This is a genomic window from Caballeronia sp. SL1002, from assembly GCF_057814995.1.
The window spans coordinates 377881-398090 of the sequence record NZ_JBYMUW010000002.1 but is presented as its reverse complement, the minus strand read 5'-3'; the positions used below and the strand labels follow the sequence as shown (position 1 = coordinate 398090).

The window sequence follows — 20210 nt, the reverse complement described above, 5'->3', positions numbered from 1 at the left end:
GCCATGCGTATTTACGAACGTTATTTCGCGCGCCAGATCTACCTCGCGTTCATCTTCATCCTGTTCGCGTTTTCCGGCCTGTTCTTCTTCTTCGACCTGATCAACGAGCTGAACACGGTCGGGCACGGCAACTACAAGTTCGGCCTCGCGGTGCTGCGCGTCGCGCTGCAGACGCCCTCGCGCTTCTACGAAATCATTCCGGTCGCGGCGCTCATCAGCGCGATCTACGTGTTCGCGCAGATGGCGGCGGCGTCCGAATTCACCATCTTTCGCGTGTCCGGCCTGTCGACCGGCAAGGCGTTGCGCTCGCTGCTCAAGATCGGCGTGCCGATGGTGATCGTCACGTATCTGATCGGCGAAGTGGTCGGGCCTTATGCGGATCAATTGTCCGAACGCGTGCGGCTCGAAGCGTTGGGGTCGGCGGTGTCGAGCAACTTCGAATCCGGCGTCTGGGTGAAGGACACGCTGAATGTGCGCACGGACGGCGAGCAGGTTACGCGTTTCGTGAACGTCGGACAGTTGAATCCGGACACAACCATCGCCAATGTGCGCATCTACGAGTTCGATTCGAAGTTCCGGCTCTCCAACGTGCGGATCGCGAAGAGCGGCGTGTACGAACCGCCGGGCCACTGGAAACTGACCGGTGTGACCGACACGCAACTCGTCGATGCCGCGCCGCAAGCCGTGAATCCCGGCGACGCGCTCAACCCCGTGTATCGCGCGAACCAGACGACGCTGCCCGAATACTCGCTGCGCTCCGAACTGACGCCGCAGATTTTGTCGGTGCTGCTGGTGTCGCCGGACCGCATGTCGATGTTCAATCTTTTCAAGTACATCCAGCATCTGACCGAGAACCATCAGGATACGCAGCGCTACCAGATCGCGTTCTGGCGCAAGATCCTGTACCCGTTCGCGGTTTTCGTGATGCTCGTGCTGTCGCTGCCGTTCGCGTATCTGCACACGCGCGCCGGCGTGGTGGGCGTGAAGGTGTTCGGCGGGATCATGATCGGCATGAGCTTCCAGCTGTTCAACACGCTCTTTTCGCACATCGGCACGCTCAATACCTGGCCCGCGCCAATCACGGCGGCGGCACCTGCGCTCGCGTATCTGATCGTCGGGCTGATCGGATTGAAGTGGGTGGACCGGCATTAGCCGCGCCTTTGGAGAAAGCAATGAGCAAGCACGGCATCATCCTGTTCGGTCACGGCGCACGCGATCCACGCTGGGCCGAGCCTTTCGAGCGCCTCGCCGCGAAGTTGCGCGCCGAGCGTGGCGATCCGGTTTCGCTCGCTTTCCTCGAACTGATGACGCCCGACCTGCCCGCCGCCGTCGCGCAGCAAGCCGCCGACGGCTGCGATGCCGTCACCGTCGTGCCGGTCTTCTTCGGCCAGGGCGGCCATGTGCGACGCGATTTACCGGCGGTGCTCGACACCTGCCGCGCGTCCCATCCGGCGCTCGCCATTCATTGCGCGACCGCGGTCGGCGAAGACGAAGGCGTGCTTGATGCGGTGGCCGCGTACTGCCTCCGGCAACTTTGAAGCTGCGCGGAAAATGAAAAAAGCCCCGAGAATTCGGGGCTTTTTTCATTTTCTGCGGATCTCTCAGGTCCTGCGCGGTATGCCGGCTTATTCAGGCTGCATGCTGGCCATACCGGATCGCTTCGTCTTTTGCAGTCGATACGCGCTCCGCAAACGCCTCGCCGATCATCAGCAAACTCGGCTGCGATGCGTCGAGCCAGTCCTGCGCCTCGCCGCGCGCCATGCGGGCGAGCGTGAGCGTCAGCGTGCGTTCGCGCGGCGTGCTGCAGGCCTCGACGATCGCAACCGGCGTCGAAGCGGGACGACCCGCGTCGATCAACTGTTGCGCGATCTCCGGTGCGCTGTCGCGGCCCATGTAGAAGACGAGCGAATCGGCGCTGGCCTGCTGGCGAATCTCGTCGCTGTCGGGCGCGCGGCTATGGGTTGCGAGCGCGACGCTGCGCGCGACGCCGCGCAAGGTCAGCGAGCGCTTGAGCGCGGCTGCGCTGGCAAGCGCCGCCGTAATGCCCGGCACCACCTCGTACTCGATCCCCGCCGCTTCCAGCGCGCGCATTTCTTCATCGGCGCGGCCGAACAGCATCGGATCGCCGCCCTTCAGACGCACGACGACCGCGTGTTCGCGCGCGGCATCGACGATCTGCTTGTTGATGAAATGCTGCGCCGTCGAACGCTGCCCGCAACGCTTGCCGACCGCGATCTTGCGTGCGTCGGGCGCGTAGTCGAGCATCGCCGGCTCGATGAGCGCATCGTGCAGCACCACGTCCGCCGTGCCGAGAAGCCGCGCGCCGCGCACCGTGATGAGGTCCGCCGCGCCCGGTCCCGCGCCGATCAGATACACCTTGCCCATAACGTTCACCCTCTCGCTTTACGCCGACACCGCGCGGATCATGCCCGCCGCGACCGTGTGATGCGTCGCCTCGTCGATCAGCACGAACGCGCCGGTGCCCTGATGCGTGTCGTATTCGTCCGCGACGAGCGGCTTTTGCAGCGTCAGCGACACGCGGCCGATATCGTTCATCGCCAGATCGTTGCGGTCCACCGCATGCAATAGCGTATGCACGTCGAGCACTTGCTTGATCGCGCCGATCCGCGCAAACACCGTGTTCGTGGTCTGCTTGAGCAAATACTTGCGCTGCGTCGAGAGCGGTTCCTCGTCGAACCAGCACAGGTCCGCTTCGAGCTTCTTCGCCGGCTCGACCTTCTGGTCGCGCGGCACGAACGTGTCGCCACGCGATACATCGACGTCTTCCGAGAGACGAATCGTCACCGTCTGACCCGCGAACGCGCGATCCACCTGCGCGACGCCGCCCGGCACCGGCGCGATGATTTCTGCGACCGTGGCATCGCGATTCGCCGGCAGCACGGTAATCAGATCGCCCACGCGCACTTCGCCCGCTTCCACGCGGCCCATGTAGCCGCGGAAATCGTCGGCCTGGCTGCCGTCCTGGCGCGCGACCCACTGCACCGGAAAACGCAGCGCCTGCTCGGTCGGCTGCGTGACGGGCAGTGCTTCGAGCAGATCGAGCAGCGGTTCGCCCGCGTACCACGGCATGCGCTCGCTCGCCGTCACGATGTTGTCGCCCTTGAGCGCCGACACCGGCACGAAGCGCACATCGGCGATATTCAACCGACGCGCGAGTTCGACATACGCATCGCGAATCTCGTTGAAGCGCGCCTCGCTGAACTCGATCAGATCCATCTTGTTGATCGCGACGATCACGTGCTGCAGGCCGAGCAACTTGACGATCGCGCTGTGACGCACGGTTTGCGGCAACAGTTGCGCGACGCCGTCCTTGAACGTGATGCGCGTTGCGTCCACCAGAATGATGGCCGCGTGCGCCGTCGACGCGCCGGTCACCATGTTGCGCGTGTACTGCTCGTGGCCCGGCGTATCGGCGATGATGAACTTGCGCTTGGCGGTCGCGAAATAGCGGTACGCGACGTCGATGGTGATGCCCTGCTCGCGCTCGGCTTCGAGGCCGTCAGTGAGCAGCGACAAATCGATTTCGTCGCCCACGGTGCGCTTATTCTTCGCGCGCGAGATGGCCGACAACTGGTCCGACAAAACGGCCTTGCTGTCGTACAGCAGGCGGCCGATCAACGTGCTCTTACCGTCGTCGACGCTGCCCGCCGTGATGAAACGCAGCACGCCGAGGTCTTCAGGCTGGTGAATGCTCATGTCAAATATCCTGTTGGCGTGTGCTTAGAAATAACCTTGCTTCTTGCGCTGTTCCATCGCGGCTTCGGAGGCTTGATCGTCCATCCGCGTCGCGCCGCGCTCGGTGATTTCCGTCACCGCCGTCTCGGCGATGATCTTCTCCACGTCGTCCGCGTCGCTCGATACCGGGCACGTGCAGCTAATGTCGCCCACGGTACGGAAGCGCACTTGCGCCATTTCCGCCGTCTCGCCTTCCTTCACCGGCGTGAGCGGCGTGACCGGCACGAGCAGGCCGTTACGGCGCACGATCTCGCGTTCGTGCGCGTAATAGATCGACGGCAATTCGAGCTTCTCGCGGCCGATGTATTGCCAGATATCCAGTTCGGTCCAGTTCGAAATCGGGAAGACGCGCAGATGCTCGCCATTGTGCAGACGCGCGTTATAGATGCTCCACAGTTCCGGACGCTGCGCCTTCGGATCCCACTGGCCGAATTCGTCGCGGAACGAGAAGATACGTTCCTTCGCACGCGCCTTTTCTTCATCGCGACGCGCACCGCCGATCAGCGCCGTGTAGCCGTATTCCTCGATAGTTTCGAGCAGCGTGACCGCTTGCGCGGCATTGCGCGAATCCGTTTCGCGGCGCAGGCGCACGGTGCCTTTCTTGATCGAATCCTCGACGTGTCCGACGATCAGTTCAGCGCCGATTTCAGCGGCGCGGCGGTCGCGGAAATCGATCACTTCGTCGAAGTTATGACCGGTGTCGATGTGAACCAGCGGAAACGGCAACTGTGTCTTGCGACCCGCGCCGAGACCGAACGCCTTCAGCGCCAGATGCAGCACGACGACCGAATCCTTGCCGCCCGAGAACAGCAGCGCCGGCTTGCTGCATTCGGCGACGAGTTCACGCAGGATGTGAATGGACTCGGCTTCGAGCCAGTCGAGGTGATCCATCCGCGTCGCGTTATTGGCGATCGGGGCGGTGACGGTTGAGTCGAGCGTGGTGCTCATGTTCGTCGATCCTTTTCTTGGCATTGCTCTCAGCTTGTGGCGAAAGCGCTGCGTTTCAATGACGGGGTTTGTTTGGCCGGCGTATCTTCGCGCGCCGTGACCGTTCAGATGGCCGAGCTGGGTGCTTCCTCGACTACCTTGATATTCGTGATGTTGGTGACGTGCAACCCGCATTCCTTCGTGTCGCGCGACTCCCACCACCAGCGTCCCGCGCGGCTGTCCTCGCCTGGACGAACCGCGCGCGTGCACGGTTCGCAGCCGATGCTCGGATAACCACGCGCGTGCAGCGGATTCACCGGCACGTCGAACGCTTTCAGGTAATCCCACACGTCCGTCTCGGTCCAGTCCGCGAGCGGATTGAACTTGGCGATATCGCGCGGCGCGTCGTGCTCTTCCTCATGCAGTTCCACGCGCGTGACCGACTGCTCGCGCCGCTGCCCCGTGACCCACGCGGACACATCCGACAGCGCGCGATTGAGCGGCTCGACCTTGCGAATGCCGCAGCAGCTTTTACGCAGATCGACGCTTTCGTAGAACGCGTTGAGACCGTGATCGCGGACATACGCTTCGACCGCTTCCGGCTGCGGATAAAACTGCTCGATGTCGTAGCCATAACGCTCTTTCACACGGTCGATCATGCCGAGCGTTTCCGCATGCAACCGACCCGTATTCAGCGAGAAGATACCGATCCCCACGCCGCGCGAAAGAATGGCATGCGTGAGCAGCATGTCTTCGGCGGCAAGGCTGCTGGCTAGCTTGACCTTCTCATGGCGTCGCGCGATCGAATCGAGCAACGCGTCGAGCCGTTCAACCTTGGCTTGCAGTTCGGGTGTCATGCATGTGCTCCGTCAGCCGTCTGGCGACGGCGAAACAGCGGTTCGAGGTTGTCGGTTGCGCCCTGGTAGACCTCGGTGAATTCGTGGAAGGCATTCAGCGCGTCGTTGATGTCCTTGTCCTCGCGCACGGCGAACGCGTCGAAGCCGCAACGCGCGTGGAACAGCAACTGGTCGCGCAATACATCGCCGATCGCGCGCAGTTCGCCGGTCCACTGATAACGCTCGCGCAGCAAGCGGCCGATGCTGAAGCCGCGGCCATCGCGAAATACCGGGAAATCGACCGCGATCAGCGCGAGTTTGTCGAAATCGGGCGCGATCTCCGACGGTTCGTCGTCGGGAGCGAGCCACACGCCGAGCGTGTCTTTCGAGCGCGCGGCAAGCAGCGCGTCCTTGTGTTCCTTCCAGAACGAAAACGGCACGAGCGCCTTCGCGGGCAGCGCATCGACTGCGGGCAGCGCGCCGTCTTCGGCGGCACGCACGACCGACCAGTCATCGGACACGACCGCGCGGTTCTTGATAATCAAAGCCATCTGCGAAATCCTTTTCTGACCGAAGCGTTCAGGCATGCGCCGGCTGGCGCGATGCATACACACGTTCCTTGAACGGTGCCATGCCGATCCGGTTGTACGTTTCGATAAAGCGCTCGCCGTCCGCGCGATTCTCGACGAACGTGTCGATCACTTGCGACACCACGTCCGGCATTTCTTCCGCCGAGAACGACGGGCCGATCACGCGGCCGAGATGCGCGCCGGTCGCGCCCGAGCTTTGCTCGCCGCCGAGCGTCACCTGATACCACTCCGAGCCGTCCTTATCGACGCCGAGCACGCCGATATTGCCGATGTGGTGATGACCGCACGCGTTGATGCAGCCCGAGATGTTCAGCGTGAGATCGCCCAGGTCGTACACGTAGTCGAGGTCGCTGAAACGCTCCTGAATGGCCTGCGCGATCGGGATCGACTTCGCGTTCGCGAGCGAGCAGAAATCGCCGCCCGGGCACGCGATGATGTCGGTGAGCAGACCGATATTCGACGTCGCGAAACCCAACGCCTTCGCGCGTTCCCACACCGCGAACAGGTCGCGCTTCTTCACGTTCGCGAGAATCAGGTTCTGCTCGTGCGACACGCGGATTTCACCGAACGAGTATTCGTCGGCGAGATCGGCGACCGCGTCCATCTGCGCGTCGGTCGCGTCGCCCGGCGCGATGCCGGTCGGCTTCAGCGACAGCGTGACCGACGCGTAGCCCGCCACCTTGTGCGGCCGCACGTTACGCTCGATCCAGCGCGCAAACGGCTTGCTGTCGATCAGATTCTGCTCGTAGGACGCGTCGGTATCCGGCAGCTTTTCATACGCCGGCGGCGCGAAATACTGCGTGACCCGCGCCACTTCTTCCTCTGTGAGTGTCGAAGGACCGTCCTTCAGATGCAGCCATTCCTCTTCCACCTGCTGCGCGAACTTGGCCGGACTGAGCGCCTTGACCAGAATCTTGATCCGCGCCTTGTACATGTTGTCGCGGCGGCCGTAGCGGTTATAGACGCGCAGCACGGCTTCGCAATACGTCAGCAGGTGCTGCCACGGCAAGTCTTCCTTGATGACCGCGCCGACGATTGGCGTGCGCCCGAGGCCGCCGCCCGCAAGAATGCTCGCGACGATTTCCCCCGCCTCATTCTTCTTCAGATAGACGCCGAGATCGTGTACCTGCACCGCTGCGCGATCTTCGGTCGAGCCATTTACCGCGATCTTGAACTTGCGCGGCAGCCACGCGAATTCCGGATGGAACGTGGACCACTGACGCATGATTTCGGCCCACGGACGCGGATCGACGTGTTCGTCGGGCGCGACGCCCGCGAATTGATCCGCGGTGATGTTGCGGATGCAATTGCCCGACGTCTGGATGCCGTGCATCTGCACGGACGCCAGCTTGCGCAGGATTTCCGGCGTTTCTTCCAGTTCGATCCAGTTGAACTGGATGTTCGTGCGCGTCGAAAAGTGGCCGTAGCCGCGATCGTGCTCGCGCGCGATGGTCGCGAGCATGCGCATCTGGTCGCTACGCAGGTTGCCGTAGGGAATCGCGATGCGGTGCATGTACGCGTGGCGCTGCATGTACAGGCCGTTTTGCAGGCGCAGCGGACGAAACTCTTCTTCGCTCAACTCGCCCGACAGCCGGCGGCGGACCTGGTCGCCATATTGGGCGACGCGTTCGTCGACGATGGTCTGGTCGATCTGATCGTATTGGTACATTCGGGGACCCCAAGTTTTCTTGTCTCACGCCAGCGTCCTAGCCACGCCGCGTCTCGATACAGATTGAGTCATTGCACGCGCCGTCGTTCAGACGGAACGCTTATTTGCTAATGACAAATACAGATATCGATATTGGAAAAAGTGCAGTGATCGTAATAAACTTCCTATATATTGCAAACGACTGAAAAATTACTTTGATATGCGGATGGGTTATAAATGAATCTGCACCAGTTCCGCTTCGTGCGCGAAGCCGTGCGGCAGAATTTCAACCTCACGGAAGCCGCAAAGGCCCTGTTTACCTCACAGCCGGGCGTTTCAAAAGCCATCATCGAGCTTGAGGATGAACTTGGCGTCGAAATTTTCACGCGCCACGGCAAACGCGTCCGCTCGCTGACGGAACCGGGGCGGATTATTCTCGCATCGGTCGAAAAAATTCTGCAGGAAGTCGAAAGCCTGAAACGCGTCGGTAAAGATTACGCGGCGCAGGATCAGGGCAACCTCGTGATCGCCGCGACGCACACGCAGGCGCGCTACTCGCTGCCGAACGCCATCGCGGAGTTTAAAAAGCGCTTTCCGAAGGTGCATCTGTCCATTCTTCAGGGCAGTCCGACGCAAGTGGCGGAAATGGTGATCCACGATCAGGCCGATATCGCCATCGCGACCGAAGCGATCGCCAACTATAAGGAACTGGTCTCGCTGCCCTGCTTTCAGTGGCAGCATCTGGCGGTCATGCTGCCGGATCATCCGCTGCTCGAACGCAAGCTGCTGACGCTCGACGATATCGTCCAGTACCCGCTCATCACCTACGACAACGCGTTCGCCGGCCGCTCGAAGATCAACCAGGCGTTTGGGCTGCGCAATCTGACGCCGGACATCGTGCTCGAAGCGATCGACGCGGATGTCATCAAGACCTATGTGGAACTGGGACTCGGCGTCGGCATCATGGCCGATATCGCCTTCAATCCCGAGCGCGACAAGCATTTGCGCGCGATGCCAGTCGGCCATCTGTTCGGCACCAACGTCACGCGGCTCGCGCTCAAGCAGGGCGCGTATCTGCGCAGCTACGTGTACACGCTCGTGGAACTGCTCGCACCTTCGATGAACCGCAGGCTGATCGAACAGGCGCTCTCCGGCGAGCACGAAAGCTACGAACTTTGAGGCGTTTGGCAGCATCCCACCGATAACCCGTTTTCCACCTTCCACACGGAGACCCTAGTAATGATGTCGTCAGAGTTCATGCGCCGGATCGCGGCTTTCGGTTTGGGCTGCACACTGAGCGCGGCCAGCGCGCTCGCTCAAGCGCAACTCAAGGTGGGCGTGGATCTGTCCAGCACGGGGCCGGCGGCGGCGATCGGGATCACGAGCAAGAACGCCATGCTGATGTGGCCGAAAACCATCGCCGGGCAGAACGCGGAATATCTGATTCTCGACGACGGCTCCGACCCGGGCGCGGCCGTGCGCAATATCCGCAAGCTGATCACGGAAGATCACGTGGATGTGATCGTCGGCCCGAACATCACGCCGGCGGCGCTCGCGGCGCTGGATCCGGTATCGGAATACGAAACGCCGATGATCACGCTGATCGGCTCGGCGCTCGTGGTCGAGCCGCAGGAAGGCAAGAAAGTGTGGGCGTTCAAGATGGCGCAGACGGACCGCGCCATGGCCGACGTGATGACGCGCTACATGGCGAATCACGGCGTGAAAACGGTCGGTTTCATCGGTTTCGCCGATAGTTACGGCGATAGCTGGTTCAACGAGTTCTCGAAATTCGCCGATCTCCGGCATATCAAGGTCGTGGCGAGCGAGCGCTTCAACCGCACCGATGCCAGCGTGACCGGCCAGATCCTCAAGCTAATGTCGGCCAAGCCGGACGCCGTGTTGATCGCCGGCGCGGGCACGCCGACCGTGCTGCCGCAGCGCACCCTGGTCGAGCGCGGTTACAAGGGCGCGATTTACCAGACGCACGGCATCGCGACGCCCGAATTCATCAAGCTGGGCGGGAAGGACGTGGAAGGCACGCTGTTTCCGACGCAGCCGGTGGTCGTCGCGCGCACGTTGCCCGCCGATCACCCTTCGAAGAAGGCGGCGCTCGCGTTCGTCGGCACTTACGAGGCGAAGTACGGACAAGGCTCGGTCACGCAGTTCGCAGGCGACGCGGCGGGGGTTTATCCGCGGCTGGAAGACGCCGTCGCGCGTGCGCTCAAGGCCGGAAAGCCGGGCACGAAGGCGTTTCGTGTTGCGCTGCGCTCGGAACTTGAGCACGCGCACGAGCTGGTGGTTCCGAACGGCGTGGTCAACACGAGCGCAACCGATCACGTCGGGCTGGATCAGCGCGCGAGCGTGATGGGCGTGATCAAAAACAGCACGTTCACGTATTTGAGCCAGTGAACCTTGCTGCCGAGCGCCGCGCGGGCGAGTAAGCGCTGAACGCCTTATGCTTGCCCACGCGGAAGTTTTCCGACATAATCGCTGACTTCCTGGCCGGTGCTGGTTCTTAAGCGCGCGGGTTCCAGGTTGACTCAGAACGAAGATCGCGCTGCCCGGGTGGTGAAATTGGTAGACGCAGGGGACTCAAAATCCCCCGCCGCAAGGCGTGCCGGTTCGATTCCGGCCCCGGGCACCAGCAGCGTTTCGTGATGGCGAAGCAAAGATTGAAGTAAAACGACAAACCCGCGAGAGCATCAGGCTTCGCGGGTTTTTTGTTTTGTGGCGGTCAGGAGTATCGCGCCGTCAAGGCATCGCCGACGCCAAAATGAGCTGATCCGCGTTGACCGGAACGTTCCCGCGCGTCTGCCGCGGCCGATACACCGCGTCGCCGCGCATAATCTGCGCGCCGCTCAGCGCGCACACCGCCGGCCGCCGGGCGATGCCCATCGTCCAGATCTGGTCGCCGTATCGGCACGACGTGGAATCGCACCAGCCTATCGACACCGACGTCGGCGTGCGCCGCTCCAGTATTTTCACGGTCGGCGGCGCAACCGCCACCGTTTCCGCCGTCGCGTCGGCTGTCGAAATCGTTTCGCGTTCTCGACGCAACATCGCCGGCCGCGCGTGGCGCGAAGTCGCCGGCGCCGAGACCGAACACAGCATCTTCAGGGTCGCTTTCCAAGCATCCCTCTTCGCGAGGTCGTCCATGATCGCTCTCCGCAAGGTGAATACAGCAAGTGTCTACGCTCGCCGTCACGGCTCGCCGCCACGGCGCGCCGCCACGGTGTTCGGTGGATTCGGCGATGTTTTCGGCGCATCGGCTGCTGCGCCTTTGAGACACACTTCGGCGTGCCTCGGCGTGCTTTACGCAAAACGAGCGGGTGATGGCAGTGAAACAAACAGAGTGTGGCGAACAGCTTTAAGGACTACGTGACACGTAGCGAATTGCGCGAGATGTACAACCACGAACCGCGAGCTTGCATGCGATGACCGCTCGACGTAGAAGCGTGCATGAATCGCGCGTTTCGGTCCAAGAATAAGCCAAGACTTTTCAGAGAGCGAATAAAAAATTCTTAATCCCACGGACGCTGCGCCGATGGCGGATTGTGCTGGCGGATCAAGCGGAACCGGACCCGTGGACGGCCTCATCGGGTAACCTCGCTTAGAATGCGCGCCTGACTCGAATCCACTGACACGACCTAAAACACTCGATGGACCTTGAACGCATTCTCTTTTCCCAAGGCTTCGGCACGCGGCGTCAGTGCCGCTCGCTGATCACGCAAGGCCGCGTCAGCGTGGCGAGCGCGGTCTGCGCCGATCCCGACGCGGATTTCGACGTATCGGCGGCGTTCGACTTCGAGGTCGATGGCGCTTCGTGGCGGTATCGGGAGAAGGCGTATCTGGCGCTAAACAAGCCCGCCGGCTACGAGTGCTCGCGCGAGCCGCAGCATCATCTAAGCGTGTTCGCGCTGCTTCCGCCGCAGTTCGCCGAGCGCGGCGTGCAGTGCGTCGGGCGGCTCGATCAGGACACGACCGGCCTGCTGCTCCTCTCCGACGACGGCGCGTTCGTCCACGCGTACACGTCGCCGAAGCGTCACGTGCCGAAGGTGTATCTCGTGACGACGCGCCATGCGATCGACGACACACAGCTCGCCGCGCTCCGCGACGGCGTGTTGCTGCATGGCGAGACAAAGCCGATCGCCGCGGCCAGCGCCGTGCAGCGCGACGAGCGGCTCCTGGAACTCACCGTTCGCGAAGGCAAATATCATCAGGTCAAGCGGATGGTCGCGGCGGCGGGCAATCGCGTGGAAGGGCTGCATCGCGAGCGGATCGGCGCGTTCGGTTTGCCGCCGACGCTGGCGCCCGGCACATGGTGCTGGCTCGACGAAGCCGATCTCACCGCCTTGAAAGGCTGAAGCTAGAACGCATCCGATAGTCTGCGCGAAGCGTAGATAGTCTTATCGAACGCCTGTGCACACCGAATGCCCGCAAAAACCCACCGACGCACCTTCCTTCTCGGACTCGCCACGATCTCCGCCGCGCTCGCCGCGTGCAGCCCGGTCAGGCTGCTGAACGCCACAATCCCGTCGAGCGGATATCGCCGCACCGCGAATCTCGCCTACGGCGGCGATCCGCGCCAGCAACTCGATGTCTACGCGCCCGCCGTGGTGGAAACAACGCCGCGCCCGGTCGTCGTGTTTTTCTATGGCGGAAGCTGGCAGCACGGCGAGCGCGCCAATTATCTGTTCGTCGCCGAGGCGCTCACGTCGCGCGGCTTCGTCGCCGTGTTGCCGGATTACCGCACGTATCCGCAAACGGCGTTTCCGGGTTTCGTCGACGACGCCGCCGCCGCCGTGCGCTGGACGCGCGACCACGCGGCCCAATACGGCGGCGATCCCGGACAGCTTTTCGTGATGGGACATTCGGCGGGCGCGCATCTGGCCGCGCTACTCGCGACCGATCCGCGCTATCTGGCGGCCGAATCGATGTCGAAGGCGGAACTGCGGGGCATGATCGGACTCGCCGGTCCCTACGATTTCCTGCCGATCCGAGACCGCACGCTGCTCGACGTATTTCCCGCCGCAACCCGCCCCGCGAGCCAGCCGATCAACTTCGTGAGCGGCGACGAACCGCCGATGTTCCTCGCCGCCGGCACCGCCGATTCGACCGTCGATCCGGGCAATACCGACCGGCTCGCCGCCGCGCTGCGACGCCGAGGCGACCGCGTGGAAGTCAGGCATTACGACGGTTTCGGCCACATCCGGATCGTGTCGGCGCTCGCCGCGCCGCTGCGCGGGAAATCGACCGTACTCGCCGATATCGCCGCGTTCATCGAGGCGCAATGCCTTCAAAAAGCCGCGCGTAAAATCGGTGAAAGCACCGAGGGATAAGCGTTGCGGCGCAACATGCCTTTCGTCTGACGCGACCCTATACTTCTGCTTACGACTATCAAAATAAGCAGGAGGCGACCATGCTCGCCCACTCCACCGCCGCATTCGTCGGGTTCATCGCGCTGAGCGCGTTGCTGATCGGCGTGCTGCTCGCCACGATGCACGTGCGCCACCGTTACGAGCCGAATCTGATCGGCGCGCTGATCGGCGCGCTGCTGTGCTTCGCTTTGCTCGAAACGATTCCCGCGCTGATCTAGACGCCTGGCGTGCGCCCGGCGCGCACGCCGCCAAGGAACGTTTCGACGCTCGGATAGCGAAGTTCGTAGCGCAATTCGCGCTTGAGTCTCGTGTTGCCCAGCCGCCGCGATTCGCGCATGAACGACAGCATGACCGGTTCGAGCCGCGCCTCTGCTTCCTCGCGGCCGACGCGCGGCGCGCGCGGCAGGCCGTACGCATCGGCGACGACGTCGAAGTAATCGCCCATGCGCAGGTCGGTGTCGTCGGATGCGTGGATCGCGCGTTGCGGCAGCCCGCGTTCGAGCACGCGCACGAGGATTGCTGCGAGATCGTCGGCGTGAATGTGGTTCGTGAAAACGTCTTCCGATTCGATCAGCGCCGGCGTGCCCTTTTGCAGACGCGCGAGCGGCAGCCGGTTGGCGGCGTAGATGCCGGGAATCCGCACGATCGACGCGCGGATCGAGCCGCGCGCCGTCGCGCGGCGCAATTGCGATTCAGCCGATACCCGTCGTTTGGCGCGCGGATTTTCGGGGCGCACGGCCCGCGTTTCGTCGATCCACGCGCCGCCGCAATCGCCGTACACGCCGGATGTGCTGGCGTAGACGAGCCGCGTGGCGGGACGCACGCGGCGTATCCGGCCAGAGGCGTCGGGTACAATGGAACCTGTTTTTGCGCGCTTTCCAGCACCTTTCGACGTCGCGCGAAACCACGCGCGCCACTTGCGGTGCGGGGCGCTTGCCGAGGCTGCCGCACGCGCCGAAGTACGCGCCAAACTACGCGCCGGCGCGCTTAAAACGGCGATCAGCGCGCGGGTGCGTCGGTCGTCGTCGCCGGTTTTTTGCGGCGGTGCGAGATGCAGCACGCTCGGCGCAAGACCGGCCAGACGCCGCAGGCTCGCGCGAACGTCGAGGTCGCCGAAGATCGGCGTCGTCCCTGCCGCGCGCAATTCGCCGATGCGTTCGCGCTGGCTCGTCAACGCGAACACGCGCGGCGCGGCGGCGCGGGATTTGATGAGCGGCACGGCGCGGATGCCGACGTCGCCGCAGCCGACAATCAGCACGCGCGCGCGGCGTAAAGTTCGAGTGGCAATCATGCGTTCATTGTAGCTGTGGCCTGCATAACAGAAATTCGACCCAGAAATTCGACCCAGAATTCCGACTGAGAAATCCTACCGATCCAGATCTATGGCATTTAACGTAACGCTCCGGCAAAGCGGCCGGCAGTTTCAAGTAGAACCCGACGAACCCGTGCTGATCGCGGCGCTGCGCCAGGGAATCGGCCTGCCTTACGGCTGCAAGAACGGCGCCTGCGGTTCGTGCAAGGGCACCGTGCTCGCGGGCGAAGTGGAACAGGCGCCGCATTCGTCGTCGGCGCTGTCGAATGACGAACGCACCCGCGGCATGGCGCTCTTTTGCTGCGCGACCGCGCAGACGGATCTGGAAATCGACGTGCGCGAAGTCGCGGGCGTCGGCGATGTGCAGGTGAAAAAGCTGCCTTGCCGCGTCAATGCGCTCACGCGCTGCGCGTCGGATGTGGTCGAACTGAAACTGCAACTGCCCGCCAACGAGCGGCTGCAATATCTCGCCGGGCAGTACATCGAATTCATTCTGAAGGACGGCAAGCGCCGCAGTTATTCGATGGCGAGCCCGCCGCATCACGAAGGTCCGCTCGAACTGCATATCCGCCACATGCCCGGCGGCACATTTACGGACCACGTATTCGGCCCGATGAAAGAGCGCGACATCCTGCGCTTCGAAGGCCCGCTCGGCACGTTCTTCCTGCGTGAAGATTCCGACAAACCCATCGTGCTGCTCGCTTCCGGCACCGGTTTCGCGCCGATCAAGGCGATCATCGAGCACGCGGTGTTCAAGAATCTGAACCGTCCGATGACGCTTTATTGGGGCGGCCGCCGCAAGCAGGATCTGTACATGATGGAACTCGCCGAGCAATGGGCGCGCGACGTGCCGAATTTCAAGTTCGTGCCGGTGCTGTCCGAACCCGACGCCGACGACGCGTGGACGGGCCGCACGGGCTTCGTTCATCGGGCTGTCATCGAGGATCTGCCAGACTTGAGCGCTCATCAGGTGTACGCGTGCGGCGCACCGGTGATGGTCGAATCGGCGCAGCGCGATTTCACGAATCATCATCGCCTGCCGGAGGACGAGTTCTACGCGGATTCGTTCACCAGCGCAGCCGATCTCGCGAACCCGGTGTAGGTTTTTCGCGCGGCGGACGGAAAAAATCCGGCCGCCGCGGTTTACACGCAGGAACTTCATATCGTATTCTTCGCGAATGATCCGCATCCAGACCCATCTTCGACGTCGCCGCTCGCCGCTTCCCTAGGGACGCCGCTGGCTCGTCACGGATTCGCGTCTGAAGCTTGAAATCAAGCTCCAAACGCAAGAAATGAAGCCACGGGATACCGTGGCTTTTTTATTTTTCGACGCCGTTTTCTTCAACCCCTGTTGTCGCTCTCGTGGAGCCTGCTGTCATGAATTTCAATGAGTACCCTGTCGAATCGCTGATGTTCATCACGAACCGTCCTGAAATCGTCTTTACGCACGGCAAGGGCTCGTGGCTCTACGACAACACCGGCAAGCGATACCTCGATTTCATCCAGGGCTGGGCCGTAAATTCGCTCGGCCACTGCAACGACGGCATGATCGAGGCGATGGACAAGCAGGCGCGCACGCTCATCAACCCGTCGCCCGCGTTCTACAACGCGCCGATGGCGCAACTGGCCGGCCTCTTGACCGCCAACAGCTGCTTCGACAAGGTGTTTTTCGCCAACAGCGGCGCGGAAGCGAACGAAGGCGCGATCAAACTCGCGCGCAAATGGGGCAAGAAGTTCAAGGGCGGCGCCTACGAGATCATCACGTTCGACCACAGCTTCCACGGCCGCACGCTCGCCACGATGTCCGCGAGCGGGAAGCCCGGCTGGGACACGATCTACGCGCCGCAGGTGCCGGGTTTCCCGAAGGCGGAATTGAACGATATCGCGTCGGTGGAAAAGCTGATCACCGATAAAACCGTCGGCGTGATGCTCGAACCCATTCAGGGCGAAGGCGGCGTGATTCCCGCCACGCGCGAATTCATGCAGGAACTGCGCGCGCTGACGAAGAAACACAACCTGCTGCTGATGGTCGATGAAGTGCAAAGCGGCTGCGGCCGTGCGGGCACCTTGTTCGCGTATGAACTGTCGGGCGTGGAGCCGGACATCATGACGCTCGGCAAGGGCATCGGCGGCGGCGTGCCGCTCGCGGCGCTGCTGTCGAAGGCGGATGTCGCGTGCTTCGAACCCGGTGATCAGGGCGGCACATACAACGGCAATCCGCTCACCACGGCGGTCGGTTATTCGGTGATTTCGCAACTGACCGCGCCGGGATTCCTCGAAGGCGTGCGCGAGCGCGGCGAGTATCTGAAGACCGAACTGCTCAAGCTCTCCGACGAACGCGGCTACAACGGCGAGCGCGGCGAAGGCCTGCTGCGCGCGCTGCTGCTCAATAACGACAACGGTCCGCAGATCGTCGAAAAGGCGCGCCTGATGCAGCCCGACGGCTTGCTGCTGAACGCCGCGCGTCCGAATCTGCTGCGCTTCATGCCCGCGCTGAACGTGACGAAGGACGAGATCGACCAGATGATGGCGATGCTGCGCACCGTGCTGGATTCGATGTGATTGCGATCCGCGTATTCAATGCGAAAAGCGATACGGACGCCGTGATCGCGCTCTGGCATCGCGCGTTTCCGGAATACGCGGATCCCGCGAAGCCGCAGCGCGATCCGCGCGTGTCGGTTGCCAACAAGCTCGCGACGCAGCCGGAATTGTTCTTCGTGGCGACGCTGGACGCGCGCGTGATCGGCACGATCATGGCGGGCTACGACGGTCATCGCGGCTGGCTGTATTCGCTTGCCGTCGACCCCGACGCGCGCGGCCATCGCTACGGTCACGCGCTGGTCGCGCACGCGGAAGCCGCGCTCGCGAAGCTCGGCTGCCCAAAGGTGAATCTGCAGGTGCTGGAGGCGAAGGCGTATCTGCGGACGTACTACGAAAAGCTCGGCTATTTCGTCGATGAAGTCGTGAGCCTCGGCAAACGGCTCGGTCCAGCGGCATAAAAAAAACCGCATGCTTCTTTTGGAAGCATGCGGTTTTCATATAAGCCGAGACACTTATTCGCCCAGATATGCCGCGCGAACTTTCGGATCGTCTAGCATGGTCTTGGCGTCGCCCGACATCGTAACGAGACCGGAGTCCATCACGTAGCCGCGATTCGCCGCCTGCAGCGCAAGCCGCGCGTTCTGCTCGACCAGCAGCACGGTCAACCCTTCGTGCGAAATCTCGCGCACCACCTCAAAAATCTTCTCGACCATGATCGGCGAGAGACCCATCGACGGTTCGTCCAGCAGCAGCAACTTCGGACGCGACAACAGCGCGCGCGCCATCGCCAGCATCTGCTGCTCGCCGCCCGACAGCGTGCCCGCGTATTGCGACGCGCGCTCTTTCAGACGCGGAAAGAAGCCGAACATGCGCTCGGTGTCTTTCTGAATCTCGGCGGTGTCGTTCCGCAGATACGCGCCCATCTGCATGTTTTCGAGAATCGACATGCGCGCGAAAATGCCACGGCCTTCCGGCACCATCGCGAGGCCGCGCTTGAGCAACTCGTGCGTGGGCACACCCTTGATCGACTGGCCCATGTACTCGATATCGCCCGAGCCGTACGGCTTGAGACCGGTGATCGCCTTCATCGTCGTGGTCTTGCCCGCGCCGTTCGCGCCGATCAGCGTGACCAGTTCGCCCTGCGCGACTTCCAGATCCACGCCCTTGACTGCCTGAATGCCGCCGTAATTGACCTGAAGACCTTTGACTTTCAACATTGCTTGAGTGGTAGACATCAGTGGACCCCTGCCCCGAGATAAGCCTCGATCACCTTCGGGTCCTTCTGCACGTCTTGCGGCAGACCCTCGGCGATCACCTTGCCGTAATCGAGCACCGTCATGCGGTTGCACAATCCCATCACGAGCTTCACGTCGTGCTCGATCAGCAGAATGGTCTTGCCATCCGAGCGGATCTTGTCGAGCAGGCGCGTGAGTTCGACCTTTTCCGTGGCGTTCATGCCGGCAGCGGGTTCGTCGAGTGCGAGCAGTTTCGGATCGGTTGCCAGTGCGCGCGCGATTTCCAGACGGCGCTGGTGACCATACGACAGGTTGCGCGACGTGTAATCGGCGTATTGCAGCACGCCCACGTATTCGAGCAGTTCCAGCGCGCGTTCCTTGATTTCGCGCTCTTCGCGGCGCTCGGAGGGCGTCTGCAACACCGCGCCGATCAGGCCGTGCTTCGTGCGCACATGACGCCCGACCATCACGTTTTCGAGCGCGGTCATGCCGCCGAACAGGCGAATGTTCTGGAACGTACGCGCGATGCCCGCCTGCGCGACCTGATACACGGCCGTCGGCGTGTAGGGCGTGCCGTCGAGCTTGAACTCGCCGGAATCCGGCGTGTAGAGACCGGTGATCACGTTGAAGAACGTGGTCTTGCCGGCGCCGTTCGGGCCGATCAGCCCGTAAATCTCGCCTTCCTTGATCTCAAGCCGCACATCCGACAGCGCCTGCAGACCGCCAAAGCGCTTGTTCACGCCCTGCACGGACAACCGCGTGCGCTTGGTGCTTGTGTTATCGCTCATTGAAATTTTCTCCGCTTAAATCCAGGCGATCAGGCACGCACCGGCTTCTTGTTGTTGCGCTTCGCAATCTTCGCGATCTTGTCCTCGTGTTTCGCGGCAGGCCACAGGCCTTCCGAGCGATACAACATGATCAGCACCATCGCGAGGCCGTACAGCAACTGGCGGATGACTTCGGTATCGACGATCTGATGGCCGAAAATCGCGTTCTGCAGCGGACCCATGGTCGAGCGCAGGAATTCGGGGAACACGGCGAGCAGCACCGCGCCGAGAATCACGCCCGGAATGTGGCCCATGCCGCCGAGCACCACGCAGGCCAGCACGACGATCGATTCCCAGAAAGTGAACGATTCCGGCGACACGAAGCCCTGGAACGCGCCGAACATCGCGCCCGACAAGCCGCCGAACGAAGCGCCCATCGCGAAGGCCAGCAGCTTCACGTTACGCGTGTTGATGCCCATCGCCTTCGCGGCGATCTCGTCTTCGCGGATCGCGGCCCAAGCACGGCCGATACGCGAATGCTGCAGGCGCACGCACACGAAGATCACGAACAGCGAGCACAGCACGAACAGGTAGTAATACATGTACACGGACGGGAACTTCATTCCGAAGAACTCGTGCGTCTGCGACAGATTGAAGCCCGCGATCGTCACCGGATCGACGCCCGTGATGCCCTTCGGCCCGTTCGTGATGTTGATCGGACGGTCCAGGTTGTTCATGAAAATACGGACGATTTCCCCGAAGCCCAGCGTCACGATGGCTAGGTAATCGCCGCGCAGACGCAGCGTCGGTGCGCCGAGCAGCACGCCGAAGGTGGCGGCGAGCGCCATCGCGCACGGCACGATCAGGAGGAACGGCACGTGCAGGCCGCCCGGGAACAGATGCGCGATCCATTCGAATTGCGTGGTCAATTGCGGCGACGACAGCAACGCCGCGACATAAGCGCCGACCGCGTAGAACGCGATGTAGCCCAAATCCAGCAGGCCGGCAAAGCCGACCACCACGTTGAGGCCGAGCGCCAGCATCACGTAGAGCATCGCGAAGTCGAGCACGCGCACCCAGTAATTGCCGCCGGCCGCGCCGATCACCATCGGCGCCAAGATCACGAGTGCGGCGACCAGAATGGTAATCGCGTAGCTCTTCGCGCCTTTTTTCTCGGGGATGAGCGTCGTGGACGGCTCAATCGGTTGAATCGAAGTCAT

At 62.6% G+C, this 20210-nt stretch carries 21 protein-coding genes and 1 tRNA gene; 11 read left to right on the top strand and 11 right to left on the bottom strand.

Features of this window, described 5'->3' with window-relative positions; all coding sequences use genetic code 11:
• Positions 1–3: 3 nt before the first annotated feature.
• Together lptG and AC3D25_RS04700 are read left to right on the top strand one after the other, a co-directional pair.
• Complete coding sequence (gene lptG, locus AC3D25_RS04705) at positions 4–1152, top strand: LPS export ABC transporter permease LptG (protein WP_488887307.1); 1149 nt, start codon at positions 4–6, stop codon at positions 1150–1152.
• Positions 1153–1172: 20 nt separating this feature from the next.
• Positions 1173–1538 (top strand): sirohydrochlorin chelatase, encoded by a 366-nt coding sequence (locus tag AC3D25_RS04700; RefSeq protein ID WP_488887306.1) that lies wholly within the window; start codon positions 1173–1175, stop codon positions 1536–1538.
• Positions 1539–1629: 91 nt separating this feature from the next.
• On the opposite strand, the gene cobA is transcribed toward AC3D25_RS04700, so the two are convergent.
• The 6 genes from cobA to AC3D25_RS04670 all read right to left on the bottom strand — a co-directional run bounded on the left by cobA (position 1630) and on the right by AC3D25_RS04670 (position 7778).
• Positions 1630–2385, bottom strand: coding sequence for a uroporphyrinogen-III C-methyltransferase (gene cobA, locus AC3D25_RS04695; RefSeq protein WP_488887305.1), 756 nt, complete (start codon positions 2383–2385; stop codon positions 1630–1632).
• An 18-nt stretch (positions 2386–2403) separates the two neighbouring features.
• A complete protein-coding gene (locus AC3D25_RS04690) occupies positions 2404–3717 on the bottom strand; it encodes a sulfate adenylyltransferase subunit 1 (protein ID WP_488887304.1) in 1314 nt (437 codons plus the stop codon).
• Positions 3718–3741: 24 nt separating this feature from the next.
• Complete coding sequence (gene cysD / locus AC3D25_RS04685; RefSeq protein WP_488887303.1) at positions 3742–4704, bottom strand: sulfate adenylyltransferase subunit CysD; 963 nt, start codon at positions 4702–4704, stop codon at positions 3742–3744.
• Between the two features lie 104 nt (positions 4705–4808).
• A complete protein-coding gene (locus tag AC3D25_RS04680) occupies positions 4809–5540 on the bottom strand; it encodes a phosphoadenylyl-sulfate reductase (RefSeq protein ID WP_488887302.1) in 732 nt (243 codons plus the stop codon).
• Positions 5537–6070, bottom strand: a complete 534-nt coding sequence (locus tag AC3D25_RS04675; protein ID WP_488887301.1) for a DUF934 domain-containing protein — start codon at positions 6068–6070, stop codon at positions 5537–5539. Before AC3D25_RS04675 ends, AC3D25_RS04680 begins: the two co-directional genes overlap by 4 nt.
• Before the next feature lie 28 nt (positions 6071–6098).
• A complete protein-coding gene (locus AC3D25_RS04670) occupies positions 6099–7778 on the bottom strand; it encodes a nitrite/sulfite reductase (RefSeq protein ID WP_488887300.1) in 1680 nt (559 codons plus the stop codon).
• A 216-nt stretch (positions 7779–7994) separates the two neighbouring features.
• Between AC3D25_RS04670 and AC3D25_RS04665 the strand changes: the two genes are divergently transcribed.
• From AC3D25_RS04665 to AC3D25_RS04655, 3 genes are all read left to right on the top strand, one after another.
• Entirely contained in the window at positions 7995–8936 is a 942-nt protein-coding gene (locus AC3D25_RS04665) for a CysB family HTH-type transcriptional regulator (protein ID WP_488887299.1), read from the top strand.
• 78 nt (positions 8937–9014) lie between these two features.
• Positions 9015–10166, top strand: a complete 1152-nt coding sequence (locus AC3D25_RS04660) for an ABC transporter substrate-binding protein (protein ID WP_488889598.1) — start codon at positions 9015–9017, stop codon at positions 10164–10166.
• A 150-nt stretch (positions 10167–10316) separates the two neighbouring features.
• Positions 10317–10401 (top strand) — tRNA-Leu (locus tag AC3D25_RS04655).
• Between the two features lie 107 nt (positions 10402–10508).
• Here the strand turns inward: AC3D25_RS04655 and AC3D25_RS04650 are convergent.
• A complete protein-coding gene (locus tag AC3D25_RS04650; protein ID WP_488887298.1) occupies positions 10509–10913 on the bottom strand; it encodes a DUF3331 domain-containing protein in 405 nt (134 codons plus the stop codon).
• Between the two features lie 503 nt (positions 10914–11416).
• Here AC3D25_RS04650 and AC3D25_RS04645 point away from each other — a divergent pair.
• The 3 genes from AC3D25_RS04645 to AC3D25_RS04635 all read left to right on the top strand — a co-directional run bounded on the left by AC3D25_RS04645 (position 11417) and on the right by AC3D25_RS04635 (position 13353).
• Positions 11417–12121, top strand: a complete 705-nt coding sequence (locus AC3D25_RS04645; protein ID WP_488887297.1) for a pseudouridine synthase — start codon at positions 11417–11419, stop codon at positions 12119–12121.
• A 66-nt stretch (positions 12122–12187) separates the two neighbouring features.
• The gene (locus AC3D25_RS04640; RefSeq protein ID WP_488887296.1) at positions 12188–13096 is read left to right on the top strand and encodes an alpha/beta hydrolase; all 909 of its coding nucleotides are present in this window, start codon (positions 12188–12190) and stop codon (positions 13094–13096) included.
• Between the two features lie 80 nt (positions 13097–13176).
• Positions 13177–13353 carry a hypothetical protein gene (locus AC3D25_RS04635; protein WP_488887295.1) on the top strand — a complete coding sequence of 59 codons (177 nt, stop codon included), beginning with the start codon at positions 13177–13179 and terminating at the stop codon, positions 13351–13353.
• On the opposite strand, the gene AC3D25_RS04630 is transcribed toward AC3D25_RS04635, so the two are convergent.
• A complete protein-coding gene (locus tag AC3D25_RS04630) occupies positions 13350–14426 on the bottom strand; it encodes an NAD-dependent epimerase/dehydratase family protein (RefSeq protein WP_488887294.1) in 1077 nt (358 codons plus the stop codon). The genes AC3D25_RS04635 and AC3D25_RS04630 overlap by 4 nt on opposite strands.
• A gap of 91 nt (positions 14427–14517) precedes the next feature.
• Here AC3D25_RS04630 and AC3D25_RS04625 point away from each other — a divergent pair, with 91 nt between their 5' ends.
• From AC3D25_RS04625 to AC3D25_RS04615, 3 genes are all read left to right on the top strand, one after another.
• Positions 14518–15549 (top strand): CDP-6-deoxy-delta-3,4-glucoseen reductase, encoded by a 1032-nt coding sequence (locus AC3D25_RS04625; protein WP_488887293.1) that lies wholly within the window; start codon positions 14518–14520, stop codon positions 15547–15549.
• Positions 15550–15824: 275 nt separating this feature from the next.
• Positions 15825–17009, top strand: a complete 1185-nt coding sequence (locus tag AC3D25_RS04620) for an acetylornithine transaminase (protein WP_488887292.1) — start codon at positions 15825–15827, stop codon at positions 17007–17009.
• Complete coding sequence (locus tag AC3D25_RS04615; RefSeq protein ID WP_488889597.1) at positions 17009–17446, top strand: GNAT family acetyltransferase; 438 nt, start codon at positions 17009–17011, stop codon at positions 17444–17446. Before AC3D25_RS04620 ends, AC3D25_RS04615 begins: the two co-directional genes overlap by 1 nt.
• Positions 17447–17500: 54 nt before the next feature.
• Here the strand turns inward: AC3D25_RS04615 and AC3D25_RS04610 are convergent, their stop codons facing one another.
• From AC3D25_RS04610 to AC3D25_RS04600, 3 genes are read right to left on the bottom strand one after another with little or no spacing between them, the layout of a single operon-like run.
• Positions 17501–18205, bottom strand: a complete 705-nt coding sequence (locus AC3D25_RS04610; RefSeq protein ID WP_488889596.1) for an ABC transporter ATP-binding protein — start codon at positions 18203–18205, stop codon at positions 17501–17503.
• A 17-nt stretch (positions 18206–18222) separates the two neighbouring features.
• A complete protein-coding gene (locus AC3D25_RS04605) occupies positions 18223–19011 on the bottom strand; it encodes an ABC transporter ATP-binding protein (protein ID WP_488887291.1) in 789 nt (262 codons plus the stop codon).
• Between the two features lie 29 nt (positions 19012–19040).
• Positions 19041–20210, bottom strand: coding sequence for an ABC transporter permease subunit (locus AC3D25_RS04600; RefSeq protein ID WP_488887290.1), 1170 nt, complete (start codon positions 20208–20210; stop codon positions 19041–19043).

Coding starts and splice junctions, on each gene's coding strand:
- AC3D25_RS04610 (WP_488889596.1), bottom strand. CDS start 18,205: ATGTTGAAAGTCAAAGGTCTTCAGGTCAATTACGGCGGCATTCAGGCA.
- AC3D25_RS04700 (WP_488887306.1), top strand. CDS start 1,173: ATGAGCAAGCACGGCATCATCCTGTTCGGTCACGGCGCACGCGATCCA.
- cobA (WP_488887305.1), bottom strand. CDS start 2,385: ATGGGCAAGGTGTATCTGATCGGCGCGGGACCGGGCGCGGCGGACCTC.
- AC3D25_RS04630 (WP_488887294.1), bottom strand. CDS start 14,426: ATGATTGCCACTCGAACTTTACGCCGCGCGCGCGTGCTGATTGTCGGC.
- AC3D25_RS04680 (WP_488887302.1), bottom strand. CDS start 5,540: ATGACACCCGAACTGCAAGCCAAGGTTGAACGGCTCGACGCGTTGCTC.
- AC3D25_RS04600 (WP_488887290.1), bottom strand. CDS start 20,210: ATGACTTCGATTCAACCGATTGAGCCGTCCACGACGCTCATCCCCGAG.
- AC3D25_RS04660 (WP_488889598.1), top strand. CDS start 9,015: ATGCGCCGGATCGCGGCTTTCGGTTTGGGCTGCACACTGAGCGCGGCC.
- AC3D25_RS04675 (WP_488887301.1), bottom strand. CDS start 6,070: ATGGCTTTGATTATCAAGAACCGCGCGGTCGTGTCCGATGACTGGTCG.
- AC3D25_RS04690 (WP_488887304.1), bottom strand. CDS start 3,717: ATGAGCATTCACCAGCCTGAAGACCTCGGCGTGCTGCGTTTCATCACG.
- AC3D25_RS04640 (WP_488887296.1), top strand. CDS start 12,188: ATGCCCGCAAAAACCCACCGACGCACCTTCCTTCTCGGACTCGCCACG.
- AC3D25_RS04665 (WP_488887299.1), top strand. CDS start 7,995: ATGAATCTGCACCAGTTCCGCTTCGTGCGCGAAGCCGTGCGGCAGAAT.
- AC3D25_RS04620 (WP_488887292.1), top strand. CDS start 15,825: ATGAATTTCAATGAGTACCCTGTCGAATCGCTGATGTTCATCACGAAC.
- AC3D25_RS04635 (WP_488887295.1), top strand. CDS start 13,177: ATGCTCGCCCACTCCACCGCCGCATTCGTCGGGTTCATCGCGCTGAGC.
- AC3D25_RS04670 (WP_488887300.1), bottom strand. CDS start 7,778: ATGTACCAATACGATCAGATCGACCAGACCATCGTCGACGAACGCGTC.
- cysD (WP_488887303.1), bottom strand. CDS start 4,704: ATGAGCACCACGCTCGACTCAACCGTCACCGCCCCGATCGCCAATAAC.
- lptG (WP_488887307.1), top strand. CDS start 4: ATGCGTATTTACGAACGTTATTTCGCGCGCCAGATCTACCTCGCGTTC.
- AC3D25_RS04625 (WP_488887293.1), top strand. CDS start 14,518: ATGGCATTTAACGTAACGCTCCGGCAAAGCGGCCGGCAGTTTCAAGTA.
- AC3D25_RS04650 (WP_488887298.1), bottom strand. CDS start 10,913: ATGGACGACCTCGCGAAGAGGGATGCTTGGAAAGCGACCCTGAAGATG.
- AC3D25_RS04645 (WP_488887297.1), top strand. CDS start 11,417: ATGGACCTTGAACGCATTCTCTTTTCCCAAGGCTTCGGCACGCGGCGT.
- AC3D25_RS04605 (WP_488887291.1), bottom strand. CDS start 19,011: ATGAGCGATAACACAAGCACCAAGCGCACGCGGTTGTCCGTGCAGGGC.